This is a genomic window from Pseudomonas sp. GW821-FHT10C09, from assembly GCF_059415465.1.
Window position 1 is genome coordinate 15,943 of record NZ_JBWKNG010000008.1, and the last position, 16,629, is coordinate 32,571.

A 16,629-nucleotide genomic window follows, 5' to 3' on the forward strand; every position below is an offset into this window, starting at 1 on the left:
GGAGAGCAGGATGAAATTCAGTGAACAATGGCTGCGTGGCTGGGTAAGCCCGCAGGTAAGTCGCGACGAGCTGGTTGCTCGTCTGTCGATGGCCGGTCTTGAGGTCGATAGCGTTACGCTGGCCGCCGGCGAATTCACCGGTGTGGTGGTGGGCGAGGTGCTGAGCACCGAGCAGCACCCGGACGCTGACAAGCTGCGTGTGTGCCAGGTCAGTAATGGCTCGGAGACTTTCCAGGTCGTCTGCGGCGCGCCAAACGTGCGCCCGGGCCTGAAGATCCCGTTCGCCATGATCGGTGCCGAGCTGCCGGGCGACTTCAAAATCAAGAAAGCCAAGCTGCGGGGCGTTGAGTCCAACGGCATGCTGTGCTCGCAAGCCGAGCTGCAAGTGGGCGAAGGCAACGATGGCCTGATGGAATTGCCGGTCGATGCACCGGTCGGTCAGGACATTCGTGAATACCTGAGCCTGGACGACGCCAGCATCGAGGTCGACCTGACCCCGAACCGCGGCGATTGCCTGTCCCTCGCTGGTCTGGCTCGTGAAGTCGGTGCGCTGTACGCCGCCACCGTCACCCGCCCGGTCGTTGCCACCGTTCCAGCCGTGCACGACGAAGTGCGTTCGGTTGAAGTGCTGGCGCCAGCCGCTTGCCCGCGTTACCTGGGTCGTGTGATCCGTAACGTCGACCTGTCCAAGCCTACGCCGCTGTGGATGGTTGAGCGTCTGCGTCGTTCCGAAGTGCGCAGCATCGACGCGGCTGTCGACATCACCAACTACGTGATGCTGGAGCTGGGTCAACCGCTGCACGCCTTCGATCTCGCCGAAATCAATGGCGGCATCCGCGTGCGCATGGCCGAAGAAGGCGAGAAGCTGGTGCTGCTCGACGGCCAGGAAGTCACCCTGCGTAGCGATACCCTGGTGATTGCCGACCACACCCGCGCCTTGGCTATCGCCGGCGTCATGGGTGGCGAGCACAGTGGTGTGAACACCGCGACCACTCGCGATATTTTCCTTGAAAGCGCGTTCTTCGATCAGATCGCCGTCGCTGGCAAGGCCCGTTCCTACGGCCTACACACCGACGCCTCGCACCGCTACGAGCGTGGCGTGGACTGGCAACTGGCCCGTGAAGCCATGGAGCGCGCCACTGGCCTGCTGCTGGAGATCACTGGCGGTGAAGCCGGTCCGATCATCGAAACCGTCAGCGAACAGCATCTGCCGAAGATTGCTCCAGTGACCTTGCGCGCACAGCGCATCACCCAAATGCTGGGCATGGAAATGGATTCGGTCGAAGTCGAGCGTCTGCTCAACGCTTTGGGCCTGACCGTTTCCGCCGATGGGGCAGGGCAGTGGCGCGTCGAAGTGCCAAGCCATCGCTTCGACATCAGCCTGGAAGTCGATCTGATCGAAGAGCTGGCCCGGCTGTACGGTTACAACCGTCTGCCGGTTCGCTACCCGCAAGCTCGCCTGGCGCCACAAGCCAAGGCCGAAGCGCGCAGCGAGCTGCCTGAGCTGCGTCGCCTGCTGGTCGCTCGTGGTTATCAGGAAGCGATCACCTACAGCTTCATCGATCCGAAACAATTCGAACTGTTTAATCCGGGTGTGGAACCGCTGCTGCTGGCCAACCCGATTTCGAACGACATGGCGGCCATGCGCTCGTCCTTGTGGCCAGGTCTGGTGAAGGCGCTTCAGCACAACCTGAACCGTCAACAGGATCGCGTCCGTCTGTTCGAAAGCGGCCTGCGTTTCGTCGGTCAACTCGAAGGCCTGAAGCAAGAGCCAATGCTGGCCGGTGTGGTCTGCGGTAGCCGTCTGCCGGAAGGCTGGGCACAGGGTCGCGATGTCGTGGACTTCTTCGACGTCAAGGCTGACGTGGAAGCGGTGCTGGGCTTTGCCGGTGCGTTGAACTCGTTCACTTTCGTGCCGGGCAAACACCCGGCGCTGCACCCGGGTCAAACCGCGCGCATCGAACGTGAAGGCCGTCTGGTAGGTTTTGTCGGCGCCATCCACCCTGAATTGTCGAAAACCCTCGGTCTCGACCGTCCGGTCTTCGTTTTCGAGCTGGTTCTGGCGGAAGTGGCGTTGGGCAAAATGCCTAAATTCCAGGAGTTATCGCGCTTTCCTGAAGTGCGTCGTGACCTTGCACTGATCGCCGAAAAAGACGTCGCAGCCAGCGCTGTACTGGACGTAATCCGTGAAAATGCAGGGGAATGGCTGACGGACCTCAGGCTATTTGACGTGTATCAGGGTAAAGGCATTGATCCTGATAGAAAAAGCCTCGCAGTCGGCTTGACCTGGCAGCATCCATCGCGCACTCTTAATGACGATGAGGTGAATACCACGACGCAAAATATCCTCACCTCGCTCGAACAAAGGTTGAACGCCACGTTAAGGAAGTGACGTATGGGGGCTCTGACGAAAGCTGAGATGGCGGAACGTCTGTATGAAGAGCTGGGCCTGAATAAACGGGAGGCCAAGGAATTGGTCGAACTGTTTTTTGAAGAAATCAGGCACGCTCTTGAAGACAACGAACAAGTCAAATTGTCCGGTTTCGGCAATTTCGACCTTCGGGACAAACGCCAGCGGCCTGGCCGCAATCCGAAAACGGGGGAAGAAATCCCGATCACGGCTCGCCGTGTGGTCACCTTTCGTCCAGGGCAGAAGTTGAAGGCCCGAGTTGAGGCTTATGCTGGAACCAAGTCATAACGACGAGCTCCCCGTCATCCCAGGCAAACGCTACTTCACCATTGGTGAAGTCAGCGAGCTGTGTGCGGTAAAACCGCACGTGCTGCGCTATTGGGAGCAGGAGTTTCCTCAACTCAACCCCGTCAAACGCCGCGGGAACCGCCGGTATTATCAGCGACAAGATGTGCTGATGATCCGGCAGATCCGTGCGCTCCTTTACGACCAAGGGTTCACCATCGGCGGCGCACGCTTGCGCTTGTCCGGCGATGAAGCCAAAGACGACACTACCCAATACAAACAAATGATTCGGCAGATGATTGCCGAGCTGGAAGATGTGTTGGTGGTTCTCAAGAAATAATTTCCTGCGTTTGAATACTTCCAGTTTTCAAAAGCTTGCGATATATTCTTGAGCGTCCTTCGAGAAGAGGGGCGAGTTTCACGCCTAGTCGGGGCGTAGCGCAGTCCGGTAGCGCACTAGCATGGGGTGCTAGGGGTCGAGTGTTCGAATCACTCCGTCCCGACCATATTTTTCAATGACTTAGCCCAATCTGAAAAGATTGGGCTTTTTCATTTATGGCTTAGGGAAAAACAACAGGATAAACATGCGCCCCCTTGCTGGGCGAAGCGCGCAGATGTTCGCTTTGTCTGCTGAGGAAGTAGTTCGGCTATTAAGTGGCATGCGCAGTGTTCAGTGAACTTACGTACGCCGCGCACTCAAGAGCTAGCCTGGCGAAGCTCCTCAATAATCCGGCGCGCCCGATTCGCACCAACATCAACATGTATATCAATCATCGGCCGCATGCCGAACCGGCACATATTCTTGTATTGAGCTTCAATAATCACCTTGTCTTCATCAAACGTCATAACCGTTTGCTCAACAACCTTGGCCTTGATGGCTTCAGGATCGCTCTCAGGGTTGGTGGCAATGGTCCAGAAGTAGTGACTGCTGGTTTCGGTTTCCGGCGTTACCCCATGGAATCCGCGCATATGGAAGCCACCGCGATCGGGGTCGTCCAGGGCATCGGTTCCGGCATCTACTGCACCGGTCCAGATACGCAGATGACTGACGTGAAATTCGATTTCCTGCCAACGGTCCACGGTGCCTTTGAAAGGGTAGGCGGCCGTGTAGGTGGGAGGTGGAACCGAACCCGGCATGTGGCGCACGACCCGCACTACGTTGCCTTCACTCTCCACACTCATCCGCGCATTCATATGGATGCTGGCGTTACCACCGATGGTGCGCAGGTGGACATAACCCAGATGACTCAGGTCCATGAGGTTGTCGTGGATTAGCTGATAAGGCGCGTCGTAGTGGTACACGTCGCCGTCGAACAAGTACTTGCCATTGCTGTGAACTGGGTAGGTCGGTGGCTCGCAGTTCGGCTCCGGTTGAGCCTCGCTGCCAAACCAGATCCAGACAATCTGGTCCTGCTCACGTACGTGATACGCGGGCACTTTGGCTTTGCTCGGTATCTTGTCCTGGCCCGGGATTTCGACACATTTTCCGCGTTCATCGAACAGCAGGCCGTGGTAGCCGCAACGTATGCCAGTGGCTTCGAGCGTGCCGTTCGACAGTGGCAGCGCTCTATGGCAGCAGCGGTCTTCCAGCGCGGCGACCTCGCCGTTGGCTCTGCGAAACAGTACGACAGGCTTGTTGAGCAGTGTGCGGCCGACGGGTTTGTCCTTCAACTCCCATCCCAGGGCTGCGACGTACCACTGGTTGAGGGGAAAGCGGGGTAAGGCCGGCGCCGGAATTTCTTCGGCAAGCGTTTGGAGAGTGGATGTGTTCATGGTGTTCTCCGTGTTGATGGTGTTGATGGTGTTGTTTGAGTTCACAGATCAAGAACGAGGCGTGATGATTTGGCGCGCGAACAGCAGGGGGTAAAGCGGTCGTTTTTGGCGTGTTCGGCCACGGTCAGGAACTGGTCCCGATGTTCCGGGATGCCTTCTAGTACACGGGTTACGCAGGTGCCGCAGACGCCTTGCTCGCAGGATGACTCGATTGCGATGCCGGCCTCGTCGAGCACTTCGAATACGGTGCGTTCGGCCGGAATCTGAAACACCTGTCCAGTGCTTGCCAGCTCAACTTCGAAGGGCGCATTGGTGCTTTGATCGATAGGGGCTGCGGCGAAGAACTCTTTGTGTACCTGGTGCTGCGACCAGCCAGCGTTCTGCGCCGAATCGAGGATGTAATTCATGAAACCGGCCGGCCCGCAGACATAGAGATGGGTTCCAGCGTCTGGGGTTGCCAGCAAGGCCGACGCATCCAGCTTCTGGCGTTGTGCGCCGCTGTCGTCATGAAACTTGATGCGTCCGGCGAACGGTGTTTGCGCAAGCATCGCCACGAACGCTGCGCGTTCACTGGAACGGAAGCAGTAGTGCAACTCGAAGTCGGCCCCTTGATGTGAAAGCTCATAGGCCATGGCCAGCATGGGCGTGATGCCGATACCACCGCCGAACAGCAGGTGGCGGTTGGCTGAGCGATCGAGCGGGAAAAGGTTGCGCGGTGTGCTGATGATGAGCGTTTGTCCTGACCGTACCTGCTCGTGCATGGCTTTAGAGCCGCCACGGGAGCTCGGGTCCTTGAGCACGCTGATCAAGTAGCGATGGCGCTCCTTGGGATCGTTGCACAAGGAGTATTGCCGAGTGAGGCCCTCGGCAATGTGGATGTCGATGTGGGCGCCTGCCTCGAACGCCGGTAGCGCACTGCCGTCCGCTGCACATAGTTCGAAACTGCAGATGCCTTCGGCTTCATCTGCTTTGCGGGTGACGTTGACTTGAAGCATGACCTGTCCCTCCACACTGAAGTGGCTGCTGAAAAAAAAATGAGTTGGCGCGTTAGCTGAGGACGGGTCAGCCGGTCGCTGGCACGTGGGGGACAACCCTGTGCTTGAGCAAGGCGAAGGGAATGAAATTGAAAGTGTTCATGACCACGACCTGATAATTATTTTTATGCGGTAGGGCGACGGCCTATCATGCAGGCCATCACCCGTGACGTTCGGTAGAGAAATCCTCCGGTCATTTAGTTGCGGTGTCAACCAATATTCAACGACCCACCGATCCAAGGTGTTTGCTCAATGCCCGCAGAATCCCATCTGAATCTGACTCGTTACGTCCCGGCACTCCTGAATTTTTTGTCCAATAAACTCTCTGCCGGGGCCTCACAGTGCTATCGCAAGCATTTCGGCATAGGTGTCGTGGAGTGGCGAATGCTCTCGATGCTCGCCGTGGAAAACGACATCACCGCCAATCGAATTTGCCAGACGATCGGCCTCGACAAGAGCGCGGTCAGCCGTTCACTGCAGTCCCTGGAAGTGGCAGGGCACATTTGCAGCCAGGTTGATTCAAAGGATGCGCGGCGTTACACCGTCAGCCTGACTGACAGCGGAAAAGCCTTGCATGACCGAGTGTTGACGGTTGCGCTGGAACGAGAGCGGCGGCTGCTCAGCGGGCTCTCTGCCAAGGAAGTGGACACCCTTATCGAGTTGTTGGGGCGAATGCATGCCCAGGTCTCCAACGTGAACGATTACGATCCGGTAGACGCTTGACCCTGCGCTTGGCAAATTCTCGCCTACGTTTCAGATATCGCGATTGCCGATAGGTCGCATCCCGACAAGCGATTAGTCATCGCCCCCTGTCTCACGGCATCCTGTGCCCGTTGCTCTTTCAATCTGCAATGGACACTGCATGCGTTATCGACGTCTTGACCTGAACCTGCTGGTAGCCCTGGATGCCTTGTTGAGCGAATGCAGCGTCAGCAGGGCCGCCGAACGTTTGTGCCTGGGCCAGTCGGCAGCCAGTTCGGCGCTCGGGCGTTTGCGTGAGCATTTCAATGACCCGTTGCTGGTTCAGGTAGGACGACGCCTGGAACCCACGGCATTGGGTCTGGAGTTGCTGCCCAAAGTGCGTGTAGCGCTGGCACTGACACGGGAGATTGTCGATGCGCCGGTCAATTTTGAACCTGCCAATTGCACTCGGCATTTCACGTTGGTGGCCTCCGACTACGTAGCTGGCGTGCTGCTGCCGGCGGTCAGTCTTGAATTGGCCCGCACCGCGCCTGGCGTGCGTTTGAGCCTTCGGGACATGCCTGTACCGCGTGATGGTGATGTGGTCAGCGAAGCGCTCGATTATCGTCGCAGTGATTGCGTGATAGTGCCTCAACGACGGTTGAATCCGGCTTACCCTCATCTTCCGTTAATGAGTGACCAGCTCTGTTGCATCGTCTGCGCTCGGCAACCGCAGTTCGCCGGCGGTCTGAGCCTTGCCGATTATTGCGAGGCGGAGCACGTAGTCCGCGAGTTTGCCGATGGCCGAAACCTGGCGATGGATGCCGTGCACCTGCATGAACTGGGTGTTCAACGGCGAGTGGCGGTGGCCCTTGAAAGCTTCGTGCTGATGCCGGAATTTATCGTGGGTACTGCGCGGATCGCCACCATATTTCGTCGTCAGGCGCAGCGTTTCGCTCAGCATTATCCTCTGCGTATTCACCCGACACCGTTGGCTTTTCCCGAGGCTGTCCAAGTACTGCAATGGCATCCCTATCAGGACCATGACCCGGCCATGTTGTGGTTTCGCGGCCTCTTGCTGGAACAGGCCGCGTTGCTTGATCAGCCGGGCAACTGATCACCGTTATCCGCCACCAACCCAACCTGATCGATAGCCTGTAAAGCACAGCGTTCGTCATTGTCCGAGGTGTCGCCGCTGATGCCGATGGCCCCGAGAAGCAGCCCCTCGGCGTTGCGAATCAACACTCCGCCGGCGACGGGAATAACCTCGCCGCCGGTCAAGCTGTTGATGGCGTCGAAAAATGCCGGCATCGCTTGAGCGCGCCGGGCCAGTTCACGTCCACCAAAACCCATGCCGAGACAGCCTCGGGCCTTGCCGGTGGCGATTTGTGGTCGAAGAAAACTGGCCAGTTCATCGCGCAAGACGGCCAGCGGATGACCGGCGGCATCCAGCACGGCGACGGCCAAGGGTTTAACCGCCGTTTCTCGGGCAATGCGGATAGCGCTGCTGGCGATGTGGGTGGCGGTCAACAGGTCGAGTTGCTGCATGGCGTTGGTCCTCATTGAACCCACTTGCCCAATTGGGCAACGCGGTCGCGGGTGTAAAGGTCCGTCCATTTCAGCGAGTTGAAGTCAGACACCTGTTTTGGGTTGTAGGGGCTGCGCTCCATGGGCACGGGTCGGCCGGCCTTGTACACGGCTTTAAGGCGCGAGCGGTCTTGCAGAATCCGGATGTCGTGCAACGGTGAACCGTCGAGTAACAGGAAGTCCGCTTGCTTGCCCACTTCCAGGGAACCAAGGGTCTCGCCACGCGGCATGCAGCGTGCGCCGACTGCCGTGGCGGCATACAACGCTTCTGCCGGTGTGAAGCCCAGACGGGTGACCAACAGTTCCAACTCCCGAGCGTGCCACTCGCCGTAAGGCGTCACCGCAAAACCGCTGTCGCTGCCACAAGCGAAAGGCACGCCGGCGGCCTTGGCCCGTTTGAGCACGGCCGAACCCACGTCCAGGGTGCGGGCGCAGTAGCCGGCGTAACCGGTACTGATGGCCGGATCGTGGGGTTGGCAGAAGTCCACCGTGTTTTGAGGGAACGTCATGGTCGGCGCGAGGATGCTGCCGGCTTCGAGCAAGGCTTCGATGCACGCGTCGTCCATATAAAAGGCATGAAACACCAGATCAACACCGGCGCGCGCGGCGTACATCACGGCTTCGCGGCCATAGGCGTGAGTCGCCACTTTGCAGCCCAAGCGATGCGCTTCTTCGACCATTTCGTAGGTTTCTTCAGCGGTGAAGGCGGCGATGATTTCGCCATTCGGGCGCCGGTGGGTGCCGTCCATGGCGATCTTGATCAGGTCGACGCCATCCTTGGCCTGTTTGCGGATTTCCGCCAATGCTTCGCTGCGGCTGGTGACGAGGCGCGCGGTGAAATACTCCGGTGCGCCGACGCGGCTCGGGAACCAGTCATTGAGGCTCTGCCGATTAGTAATGACCCGACTGCTGGCGGCAATGCGCGGGCCCTCGAACAAACCGGCGCCGATTGCATTGCGCACAGCGATGCTGAGCTGGCCGCTATCCCCGGGGCAGACCATGCTGGTCACACCGGCGGCCAGCACATGTTGGGCGAAGAACATGCCACGCAACGCGCGGAACTCGTCACTGGTCCAGATATCGATGTCTTCTTCGCTCTGCGCGTTACCGAAGGCCAGATGGGTATGCACATCCACCAGACCCGGCATGACAAAGTTATCCCCGGCGTCCAGAACGGCGTCTCCCGGTTGCGGCAGCGGCGCCAGGGCGGTCGGGCCGACATACGACAGCAGGCCGTTTTCCACGACCAGGGTTTGCTGTTGACGGGTTTCCAGGCCAGTACCGTCGAACAAGGTCTGGCATTTCAGGTGCAGGGCGTTCATGGCGTTTTCACTTTGCTGATTGTTATGCAAAGCGAGGCTAGGGCGCGGCCATGGACACCACCAGCCACTTGCATCAATGCGCGCGTATTGATGGCGTCAATAGCGGCTGCACATCAACAGTGCCGGGGCTTTGCGGCGATGAGTGAGCTCAAGGGGCGAGTATCGAGAGTCACGATGGCTGGCATCGTGATCGGCGATTTTTTATCAGCCGGGTCGGGCGTCTATGGTGCGCGCTCGTCATCCACAGAGATCCCTTTATATGACCATCGCGACTGTAAAAACCCAACTCCTGGCACTTGAGCAAGAACGCCGTCGGGCCCTGGTTGAGGAAGATTATTCGCGCGTCGCCGAACTGTTCGCCGATGACCTTGTGTACGTGCACACCACCGGATTGGTGCAAGGCAAGGCGGACTATCTGGAGTACGCCAAAAGCGCCGTGCAGTATCTGGACATCGAGCGTGGCGAACTGTTGATTCGCTTCTACGGCGAGCGCCTGGCGGTCATGACCGGTACGCAGTGCAACACCTTGCGTAAACGCGGTGGTGACCAGTCGATTCGCGGTGAAGGTTTTGCCACGCAGGTCTGGGCACTCGGTGCCGAAGGCTGGCAGATCAGCTCGTTCCATGGCACGCGTGCGCCAAACTGAGTTCGTTTGTTAAACAATAAAAAACGCCGGAAACCCTAGGGTTGTCCGGCGTTTTTTATGCTTGGCGAAACCAGTTAAGCGGTGTGGCCACCCAGTGTTTCGGCAATCCAGTCAGCGATGTAGTGACCGGCGTTGATGCTGTTATCGAAGCTGGAATGCTGCACGCCACCTTCGCGTTCGGTGAAGATCTTCAGCTCGCGTTTAGGGCTGTTGACCAGTTGCTCGTAAGTGCGCTGTGCCCACTTGAGCGGGATTTGCGAGTCCTTTTCGCCGTGGGTCACCAGGAACGGCACCTTGATGCGATCGAGTACGCCATCCAGGTGCACGTTTTCGGCGATGGACATGAATTCATCCATGTCTTTTGCCCCCCACACCCAGCACACGTGCGCCCAATAGTGCGGTACGGGGAAGCTGCCTTCTTTTTCCAGTCGACGTTTTTGCACATCACGCCAGTCATGGTTCGCGCCCCACACCACGCCGCAGGCAAACCGTGGTTCAAACGCCACCGCACGCGGGCAGTAATAACCGCCGAGAGAGACGCCCTCCAGACCAATACGCTTGGCATCCACGTCGCTTCGGGTTTCCAGCCAGTCAACCACACGGCTGGCCCAATGTTCGCTGTCGAAACGCGCAATCAGGTTATGCAGGCGCAGCGCTTCACCTGTGCCGGGCTGATCGATGATCAACGATGAGATGCCGCGTTTTGCCAGCCACGCAGGCAGGCCGACGCGGTATTTCATTTCCTTGGTTGAATCCAGTCCGTTGACCTGCACCAGGATCGGTGCCGGACCGGTCACGCCTTCGGCGCGCACCAGCAAGCCGGAAATATGTTTACCCTCGTAGGGGATTTCTACGCGCTCACAGTTCTCGCGTGACAACTCGATGCCGCGTTTGAACGTCTGCAAAAAGCGTTGGTACAACTCAGTCCGGCCCGGCGCGCCATGGGCCTGCAAACGTTCGCAAGTGAGGTAATAAGTGGCGGCGCGGTTGTACTTTTCGCCTGCGGACAGCAGCCGGCCATTACCTTCATCTTCCTCAGCCAGGCCACACAGCTTGTCAGCCATCTTCGCCCAGGTTTCGCGGAACGCTTTGGTTCCCGCTGCGTCGGGCTGCTGGGCGGCTTCCTGCAATGGCGCGCACATCTCTTCGATTTCGCCCATGCGGGCGCCCATCTCGATGGCCAGGTCGACAGAAAGATTCCACACATAATTGGTTGGAAAGTAACGGAACATGATGGTTGTTGTCCTTGTGATTGTCTTGACGTTCACAAGGCACGTTAAGGACGCGCCGACTATTTGGCCAATCGTGCCTCGGGATGGGAGGTATCGCGACCGGCGATAGGAGGATTCTCCAGATACTGGATAAATTCGCTGATGCGTTCGCGCAGCCAGCGGTGCATGAGGTCGCCCTCGACGCTGCGATGCCAGAGCATGACCTCGCGCATGACAGGGATCTTCACCGGTGGATTGAGGATGCGCAGCGGCAGGTGCTCGGCGTACAACCGCGCCAGACGCTGGTGCATCGTGGCGATGCGCTGGGTGCCTACAACTAGTTGCGGCAGGGTGTTGAAGTCGTTGGTAATGACTTCGATACGGCGGTTGAAACCGTACTGGTTCATGAACCATTCTTCGATGCTCAAGTGCCGGCTGCGACCAAAACCGACGGACACATGGCCCATGTCCATGTACTGCTCAAGGGTCAGGCTGTCGCCGACCTGGGTATTGCCGTCCCACACCACGCAGACGTGTTCCTCCTCGAACAGCAGCTTGTGAGGATGGCCGTCGATGATGTAGCGCTCGGGCACGATCATCAGGTCAACCTCACCGCGAATCAACAACTCACCGGAATTGTCGCCGGGGCCAAGCATCTCGAAGGTGATGTTGGGCGCTTCCTGATGGATCTTTTGAATGACCTGGGCAAACAGCACGCTGATCAGGTAATCCGAGGTCACCAGGCGGAAGTGACGTTTGCTGGTGGTGGGGTCAAACACGGGCTTGGCAGTGATCGATGACTTGATCGTCAACAGCACCTCGCGGATGGGCGTGGCGAGCTCCCTGGCATAGGGCGTGAGTTGCATTTTTCGGCCGACCTGCACCAGCAGTTCGTCTTCGAAATAGGTACGCAGGCGTCCCAATACACCACTGGTGGCAGACTGCGTCATGTGCAGGCGTTCGGCGGCGCGGGTGATGTTCTGTTCTTCGAGCAGCACATCGAGTGCGACCAACAGGTTCAGATCCAGGTGGTTAAAACGCATCAGGCACGTCCGTTTTTTGTATTTATTTTGGCGATACATTCGGACGAATACATCAGCGCGTCAACCTCCCGCTGTTTCTTTTCCTCTCCGGCAAAGACTCGCGCATCGGGTTTTTCTGGTATCGCGTTTTCTGATAGGTCGCATCCCGACACACGATTAGTCAGTTGCCAAACCGCCCGGCAATCTTCGCGGCAGTCGGCGCCCTTGCCGACACCACCACCGGACGCCTTGCATCACTGATGGGCCTATCGAGCCTGCGGCCGCTTCGTCCGGATACTAATTTCAATGGAGTGGTAGCCATGAACATCCTTGGCCTTGATGCCCTGATCTTTGGCGTCGATGACATCCAAGCCTGTACCGATTGCCTGCGTGACTACGGCCTTGCCCCTGTCGCTGTCGACAGTAACGGCGGGCGTTTCGAAGCACTGGACGGTACCGCCGTGATCATTCGACGGTCGGACGATCCCGACTTGCCTGTCGCCATTGGCCCGGCACCCTCGATTCGCGAAACCGTTTATGGCGTCGCCAGCGCTGCTGATCTCGATGCCATCGCAGATGAGCTGGCGCGAGATCGTCAGGTCAGCCGTGACGGCAACGGCGTGTTGCACAGTGTCGACGACATGGGGTTTGCGATTGCCTTCCAGGTCACTGTCCGCAAGGCGTACAGCGCACCGGACGACCTGACCAACGCCGCCGGCCATGCGCCACAGCGTCCGCTTAATCAGCCCGGCATCACCCTCGAAATGAATGCCACGCCGCGCACCTTGTCGCACGTGGTGTATTTCGTCCCCGATGCGGCCAAGGCCGAAGCGTTCTATGCCGAACGCCTGGGCTTTCGAACCACAGACACCTTTATCGGCGCCGGGCCGTTCATGCGCCCGGCGGGTTCCGATGATCACCATTGCCTGTTCATGATCCAGACCCCACCGCACATGAAGGGCTGCGAACACTTCACCTTCCACATGGGCAGCGGCACCGAAGTGTTGTTGGCCGGTACGCGTTTCGAGCAAAAAGGCTGGACCAGTTTCTGGGGCCCAGGCCGCCACCTCTTTGGCTCCAACTGGTTCTGGTATTTCAACAGTCCGCTGGGCTGCCACATCGAATACGACGCCGACATGGACAAGCACGATGACGCCTGGGAGGCGCGCCGTGCGCCACTGTCGGCGGATAACTCGCAGCTGTTCCTGTTCAACTCGAAAGAAAAATGGGCACCGGGCGGCCCGCCGCCCAAGCACGGCTGAGTGCGGGTGTTGACCATGAGCCAGAGCGATTTTTTTCTGTGCCGGATGGACGAGTTGGCAGAAGGCCAGGCGCGCGGTTTCGACCCCTTGCAGCGTGGCAAGGACAGTGTTTTTGCCTTGGTGCACGAGGGGCGAGTGCGGATTTATCGCAACAGCTGCCCGCATCTGGACGTGCGTCTGGAGTACCGAAAAGACCGGTTTTTGTCGGCCGACGGCCAGTTGATCGTCTGTTACGCCCACGGTGCGCAGTTTCTCCCGAGCACCGGCGAATGCGTCTACGGCCCGTGTCTGGGCCAGCGTCTGGACGCGTTGCCATGGCGTTTGGAGGAGGGCTGGCTGGTGCTGGAAATGCCTGGATCTACCGCGCTGTCGGGGCCGGTTGAGGTATCGCGTTTGGCGATACATCGCATCCCTACTCGCGATTAGTCAAATCCCTGCTTTGACCGGAAGCTGGACCTAACGACGTAGCGCCCGGCGCTGCATCGAATCACAAGAATAAAAAGTGAGTAAACCATGAGTGCAGTGAACAAAGTTCTGATCGTGGGTGGTGGGATTGGTGGCTTGTGTGCGGCCATCGCACTGCGGCGCAAGGGCATTGAGGTCGACCTGATCGAGCTCAAGTCAGAGTGGACGGTTTACGGTGTCGGCATCATCCAGCAGAGCAATGTGGTTCGCGAGATGGCCAAGCTGGGCGTGCTCGATGGTTATCTCGATGCCGCGTATGCCTTTGAAGACGTCGCCATCTATGGCCCGGCCGGCCAGCAACTGGCGCGCATCCCGGGTCAGCGTCTGGCAGGGCCTGCCTATCCGGCGAACGTTGGCATCTCCCGTTTGGCGCTGCATAAAGTGCTCAGCGAAACCGCCCTCGAACTGGGCGCCAACGTACGCCTGGGACTTAGTGTCGAATCCCTGAAAGACCTTGGCGACAGCGTTGAAGTGCTGTTCACCGATGGCAGCCGCGGCGCTTACGACCTGGTGGTGGGTGCCGACGGTTTGTTCTCGAAAGTTCGCGACCTGCTGCTGGGCGATACGTACACACCCCGGTTCACCGGCCAATCGGTGTGGCGCTACAACTTTCCACGCGACCCGCACATCGATCACCTCGCCAACTACCAGAGCGCCGACGGCAACGCCGGGCTGGTGCCGTTGGCCGGTGACCTGATGTACCTGTTCCTCACCTCCCATGAACCGACCAATCCGTGGATGGACCCGGCCACCCTGGCCGAGCAAATGCGTCAGCGCTTGCAAGGGTTTACCGGCCTGATCGGCGAACTGCGTGAACAAATCACCGACAGCAGCCAGGTGGTTTACAAGCCGATGGAGGTGGTTTTCGTCGACGAGCCTTGGTATCGCGGCCGCGTTCTGTTGATCGGTGATGCGGCCCATGCCACCACGCCGCACCTCGGCCAGGGCGCCGGCATGGCGATCGAAGATGCCATCGTGCTCAGTGAGGAACTGACCGGTGAAGGCGATGTTGAGCAACAGCTCAAGCGCTTCATGGAGCGTCGTTTCGAGCGCTGCAAATACATCAGCGAAAGCTCGGTGTTGGCCGGCGACAAAGAGATGCAGCACGACCGCGACTTCGACCGCATCGGGCTGGTCAAGCAGATGCTCGCACGCACAGCCGAGCCTATCTGATTCAACGCATCCACAGCAGTTACCACTATAAAAACAAGAGGTTAACGCGATGGTCAATTCCACGACTGCGACGCTTGCGCGTCGCTCGGTCTGCACGTCTGCACCCTTTGGTTTCAGTTTGGCCGCGGCGTTGGTGCTGTGCAGCCAGGCGGCCCATGCCTTTCAAGTGGATACCGGCAATCCGGATTTCAACCTGCGTTGGGATAACACGGTCAAGTACAGCGCCGCGTGGCGCACCCAGAACCCCAGCAGCAAATTGACTGAAGGGCAGGTGGCGCTCAATCAGGACGACGGTGATCGGGCCTTCAAAAAGGGCCTGATCTCCAACCGCACGGACATCCTTTCCGAACTGGATATGTCCTTCAAAAACGTCGGCGCGCGCCTCAGTGGCGCCGCCTGGTACGACACCGAGTATCAGGAAGACAACGACAACACTGATCCGACACGCGCCAACGCCCGTTCCGTGGCCTATGACGAATTTACCGATGACACCCGCCACTTGCACGGCGGTGACGGCGAATTGCTTGATGCATTCGTGTACTGGAACGGCGAGCTGGCCGATCACGCCACGTCAGTGCGCGCCGGCCGCCACGGGTTGGTCTGGGGCGAGAGTCTGTTCTTCGGTGCCAACGGCATTGCCGGTGGCATGGGGCCGGTCGACGTGGTCAAAGCGCAGTCCGTTCCCAACACCCAGTTCAAGGAAATCACCCGTCCGGTCAATCAACTGTCGGGGACTTTTCAACTGACCGACGCCGTGTCGCTCGGCGCCTTCTACCAACTGGAATGGGAAGAGACGCGCCTGCCGGGTGCCGGCAGTTATTTCTCCACCAGCGACACCATCGGTGAAGGCAACGAACGCTTGATCGTCGGGGCACCGTTTCCGGCATTTCTCGGCGGTAATGCCAACAGCCCGGCGGCGTTCTTCCATGGCAAAGACAAGGACGCGAAAAGCTCAGGGCAGGGCGGCCTGCAGTTGAAATACAACGCGGAGACCGTCGAATACGGCCTTTACGCGATCCAGTACAACGACAAAACCCCCAAGCTGTATCTCAAACCTTCCGCGGGGGCGCCGAACTTCAGTACCGGACAAGTTGGTGAGTACTACTGGGTGTACCCGGAAGACATCCGCGCCCTGGGCGCGAGTTTTTCCACCACCGTGGATGAATACAGTTTCGCCGGTGAAGCGTCTATGCGCTGGAACATGCCGCTGGTTTCCAACGGTCAAACCGTGTTGCCCGGCGTAGACGCTGATAACGATAACAACCCGCTTTATGCCGTTGGCCGTACCGCCCACATCAACCTCAACGTCCTGGCTTCGTTCGGGCCGAACTTCATTGCCAATGAGTCGGGACTCGTTGCTGAGATGGCCTGGAATCGACTGCTGAGTGTCACAAAAAACCGTGCAGCGCTTGACCCCAATGCCACCGATGACGGTCTCGGTTTCAAGGTGGTGTACACCCCGACCTACCGCCAGTTTTTCTCGGGCGTCGATATCGGCATCCCGGTCGGCCTCAGCTACTTCCCCCTGGGCAAATCCGCGGTGGTCAGCTCGTTCGGCCCGGACAACGGTGGCGACATGAACATCGGCATTACCGCCACCTACCTGGACCGCGTGACCGCGGGCCTGACCTACACGCACTACTACGGCCCCGAGGACACCAACCTCAATGGCGCCAACGAGTTCAATTTCAAGCAATCGCTGAAGGACCGGGACTACCTGTCTTTCTCCGTCAAGACCACGTTTTAAGAGGACTTGCG

The 16,629-nt window shown here is 58.9% G+C and carries 16 protein-coding genes and 1 tRNA gene; 11 read left to right on the forward strand and 6 right to left on the reverse strand.

The genetic code is table 11. The features are described from left to right. Positions 1-10: 10 nt before the first annotated feature. From pheT to AC07N8_RS09750, 4 genes are all read left to right on the forward strand, one after another. Complete coding sequence (gene pheT, locus AC07N8_RS09735; RefSeq protein WP_483840092.1) at positions 11-2,392, forward strand: phenylalanine--tRNA ligase subunit beta; 2,382 nt, start codon at positions 11-13, stop codon at positions 2,390-2,392. 3 nt (positions 2,393-2,395) lie between these two features. Continuing rightward, positions 2,396-2,698, forward strand: a complete 303-nt coding sequence (gene ihfA, locus AC07N8_RS09740; RefSeq protein WP_002553164.1) for an integration host factor subunit alpha — start codon at positions 2,396-2,398, stop codon at positions 2,696-2,698. Next, positions 2,679-3,035 (forward strand): MerR family transcriptional regulator, encoded by a 357-nt coding sequence (locus AC07N8_RS09745; protein WP_003179985.1) that lies wholly within the window; start codon positions 2,679-2,681, stop codon positions 3,033-3,035. Before ihfA ends, AC07N8_RS09745 begins: the two co-directional genes overlap by 20 nt. 89 nt (positions 3,036-3,124) lie before the next feature. After that, positions 3,125-3,201, forward strand: a tRNA-Pro gene (locus AC07N8_RS09750). Positions 3,202-3,391: 190 nt separating this feature from the next. Here the strand turns inward: AC07N8_RS09750 and AC07N8_RS09755 are convergent. Together AC07N8_RS09755 and AC07N8_RS09760 are read right to left on the reverse strand one after the other, a co-directional pair. After that, positions 3,392-4,468, reverse strand: coding sequence for a Rieske 2Fe-2S domain-containing protein (locus AC07N8_RS09755; protein WP_483840314.1), 1,077 nt, complete (start codon positions 4,466-4,468; stop codon positions 3,392-3,394). Between the two features lie 41 nt (positions 4,469-4,509). Further along, positions 4,510-5,463, reverse strand: coding sequence for a PDR/VanB family oxidoreductase (locus AC07N8_RS09760; protein WP_483840091.1), 954 nt, complete (start codon positions 5,461-5,463; stop codon positions 4,510-4,512). A gap of 291 nt (positions 5,464-5,754) precedes the next feature. Between AC07N8_RS09760 and AC07N8_RS09765 the strand changes: the two genes are divergently transcribed. Further along, positions 5,755-6,225: a MarR family winged helix-turn-helix transcriptional regulator gene (locus AC07N8_RS09765; protein WP_493143272.1), complete on the forward strand. Its 471-nt coding sequence runs from the start codon at positions 5,755-5,757 to the stop codon at positions 6,223-6,225. A 139-nt stretch (positions 6,226-6,364) separates the two neighbouring features. Then, positions 6,365-7,300, forward strand: coding sequence for a LysR family transcriptional regulator (locus AC07N8_RS09770; RefSeq protein WP_493143274.1), 936 nt, complete (start codon positions 6,365-6,367; stop codon positions 7,298-7,300). Here the strand turns inward: AC07N8_RS09770 and AC07N8_RS09775 are convergent. Together AC07N8_RS09775 and AC07N8_RS09780 are read right to left on the reverse strand one after the other, a co-directional pair. Further along, positions 7,285-7,731 (reverse strand): GlcG/HbpS family heme-binding protein, encoded by a 447-nt coding sequence (locus AC07N8_RS09775; RefSeq protein ID WP_493143488.1) that lies wholly within the window; start codon positions 7,729-7,731, stop codon positions 7,285-7,287. The two genes, AC07N8_RS09770 and AC07N8_RS09775, sit on opposite strands and share 16 nt — an antisense overlap. 11 nt (positions 7,732-7,742) lie before the next feature. After that, positions 7,743-9,092: a metal-dependent hydrolase family protein gene (locus AC07N8_RS09780; protein ID WP_493143276.1), complete on the reverse strand. Its 1,350-nt coding sequence runs from the start codon at positions 9,090-9,092 to the stop codon at positions 7,743-7,745. Positions 9,093-9,351: 259 nt separating this feature from the next. Here AC07N8_RS09780 and AC07N8_RS09785 point away from each other — a divergent pair, with 259 nt between their 5' ends. Beyond that, the gene (locus AC07N8_RS09785) at positions 9,352-9,738 is read left to right on the forward strand and encodes a nuclear transport factor 2 family protein (RefSeq protein ID WP_493143279.1); all 387 of its coding nucleotides are present in this window, start codon (positions 9,352-9,354) and stop codon (positions 9,736-9,738) included. Between the two features lie 74 nt (positions 9,739-9,812). Here the strand turns inward: AC07N8_RS09785 and AC07N8_RS09790 are convergent, their stop codons facing one another. Both AC07N8_RS09790 and AC07N8_RS09795 read right to left on the reverse strand, forming a co-directional pair. Continuing rightward, positions 9,813-10,970: an alpha/beta hydrolase family protein gene (locus AC07N8_RS09790; protein WP_493143280.1), complete on the reverse strand. Its 1,158-nt coding sequence runs from the start codon at positions 10,968-10,970 to the stop codon at positions 9,813-9,815. A 59-nt stretch (positions 10,971-11,029) separates the two neighbouring features. Further along, positions 11,030-11,992: a LysR substrate-binding domain-containing protein gene (locus AC07N8_RS09795; RefSeq protein ID WP_483840085.1), complete on the reverse strand. Its 963-nt coding sequence runs from the start codon at positions 11,990-11,992 to the stop codon at positions 11,030-11,032. Positions 11,993-12,291: 299 nt separating this feature from the next. Here AC07N8_RS09795 and AC07N8_RS09800 point away from each other — a divergent pair, with 299 nt between their 5' ends. From AC07N8_RS09800 to AC07N8_RS09815, 4 genes are all read left to right on the forward strand, one after another. After that, complete coding sequence (locus AC07N8_RS09800) at positions 12,292-13,233, forward strand: VOC family protein (RefSeq protein ID WP_483840084.1); 942 nt, start codon at positions 12,292-12,294, stop codon at positions 13,231-13,233. Between the two features lie 15 nt (positions 13,234-13,248). After that, positions 13,249-13,659 (forward strand): Rieske (2Fe-2S) protein, encoded by a 411-nt coding sequence (locus tag AC07N8_RS09805; RefSeq protein WP_493143283.1) that lies wholly within the window; start codon positions 13,249-13,251, stop codon positions 13,657-13,659. A gap of 87 nt (positions 13,660-13,746) precedes the next feature. Beyond that, the gene (locus tag AC07N8_RS09810; protein WP_493143285.1) at positions 13,747-14,871 is read left to right on the forward strand and encodes an FAD-dependent oxidoreductase; all 1,125 of its coding nucleotides are present in this window, start codon (positions 13,747-13,749) and stop codon (positions 14,869-14,871) included. A 49-nt stretch (positions 14,872-14,920) separates the two neighbouring features. Continuing rightward, a complete protein-coding gene (locus tag AC07N8_RS09815) occupies positions 14,921-16,618 on the forward strand; it encodes a DUF1302 domain-containing protein (protein WP_483840081.1) in 1,698 nt (565 codons plus the stop codon). Positions 16,619-16,629: the final 11 nt, after the last annotated feature.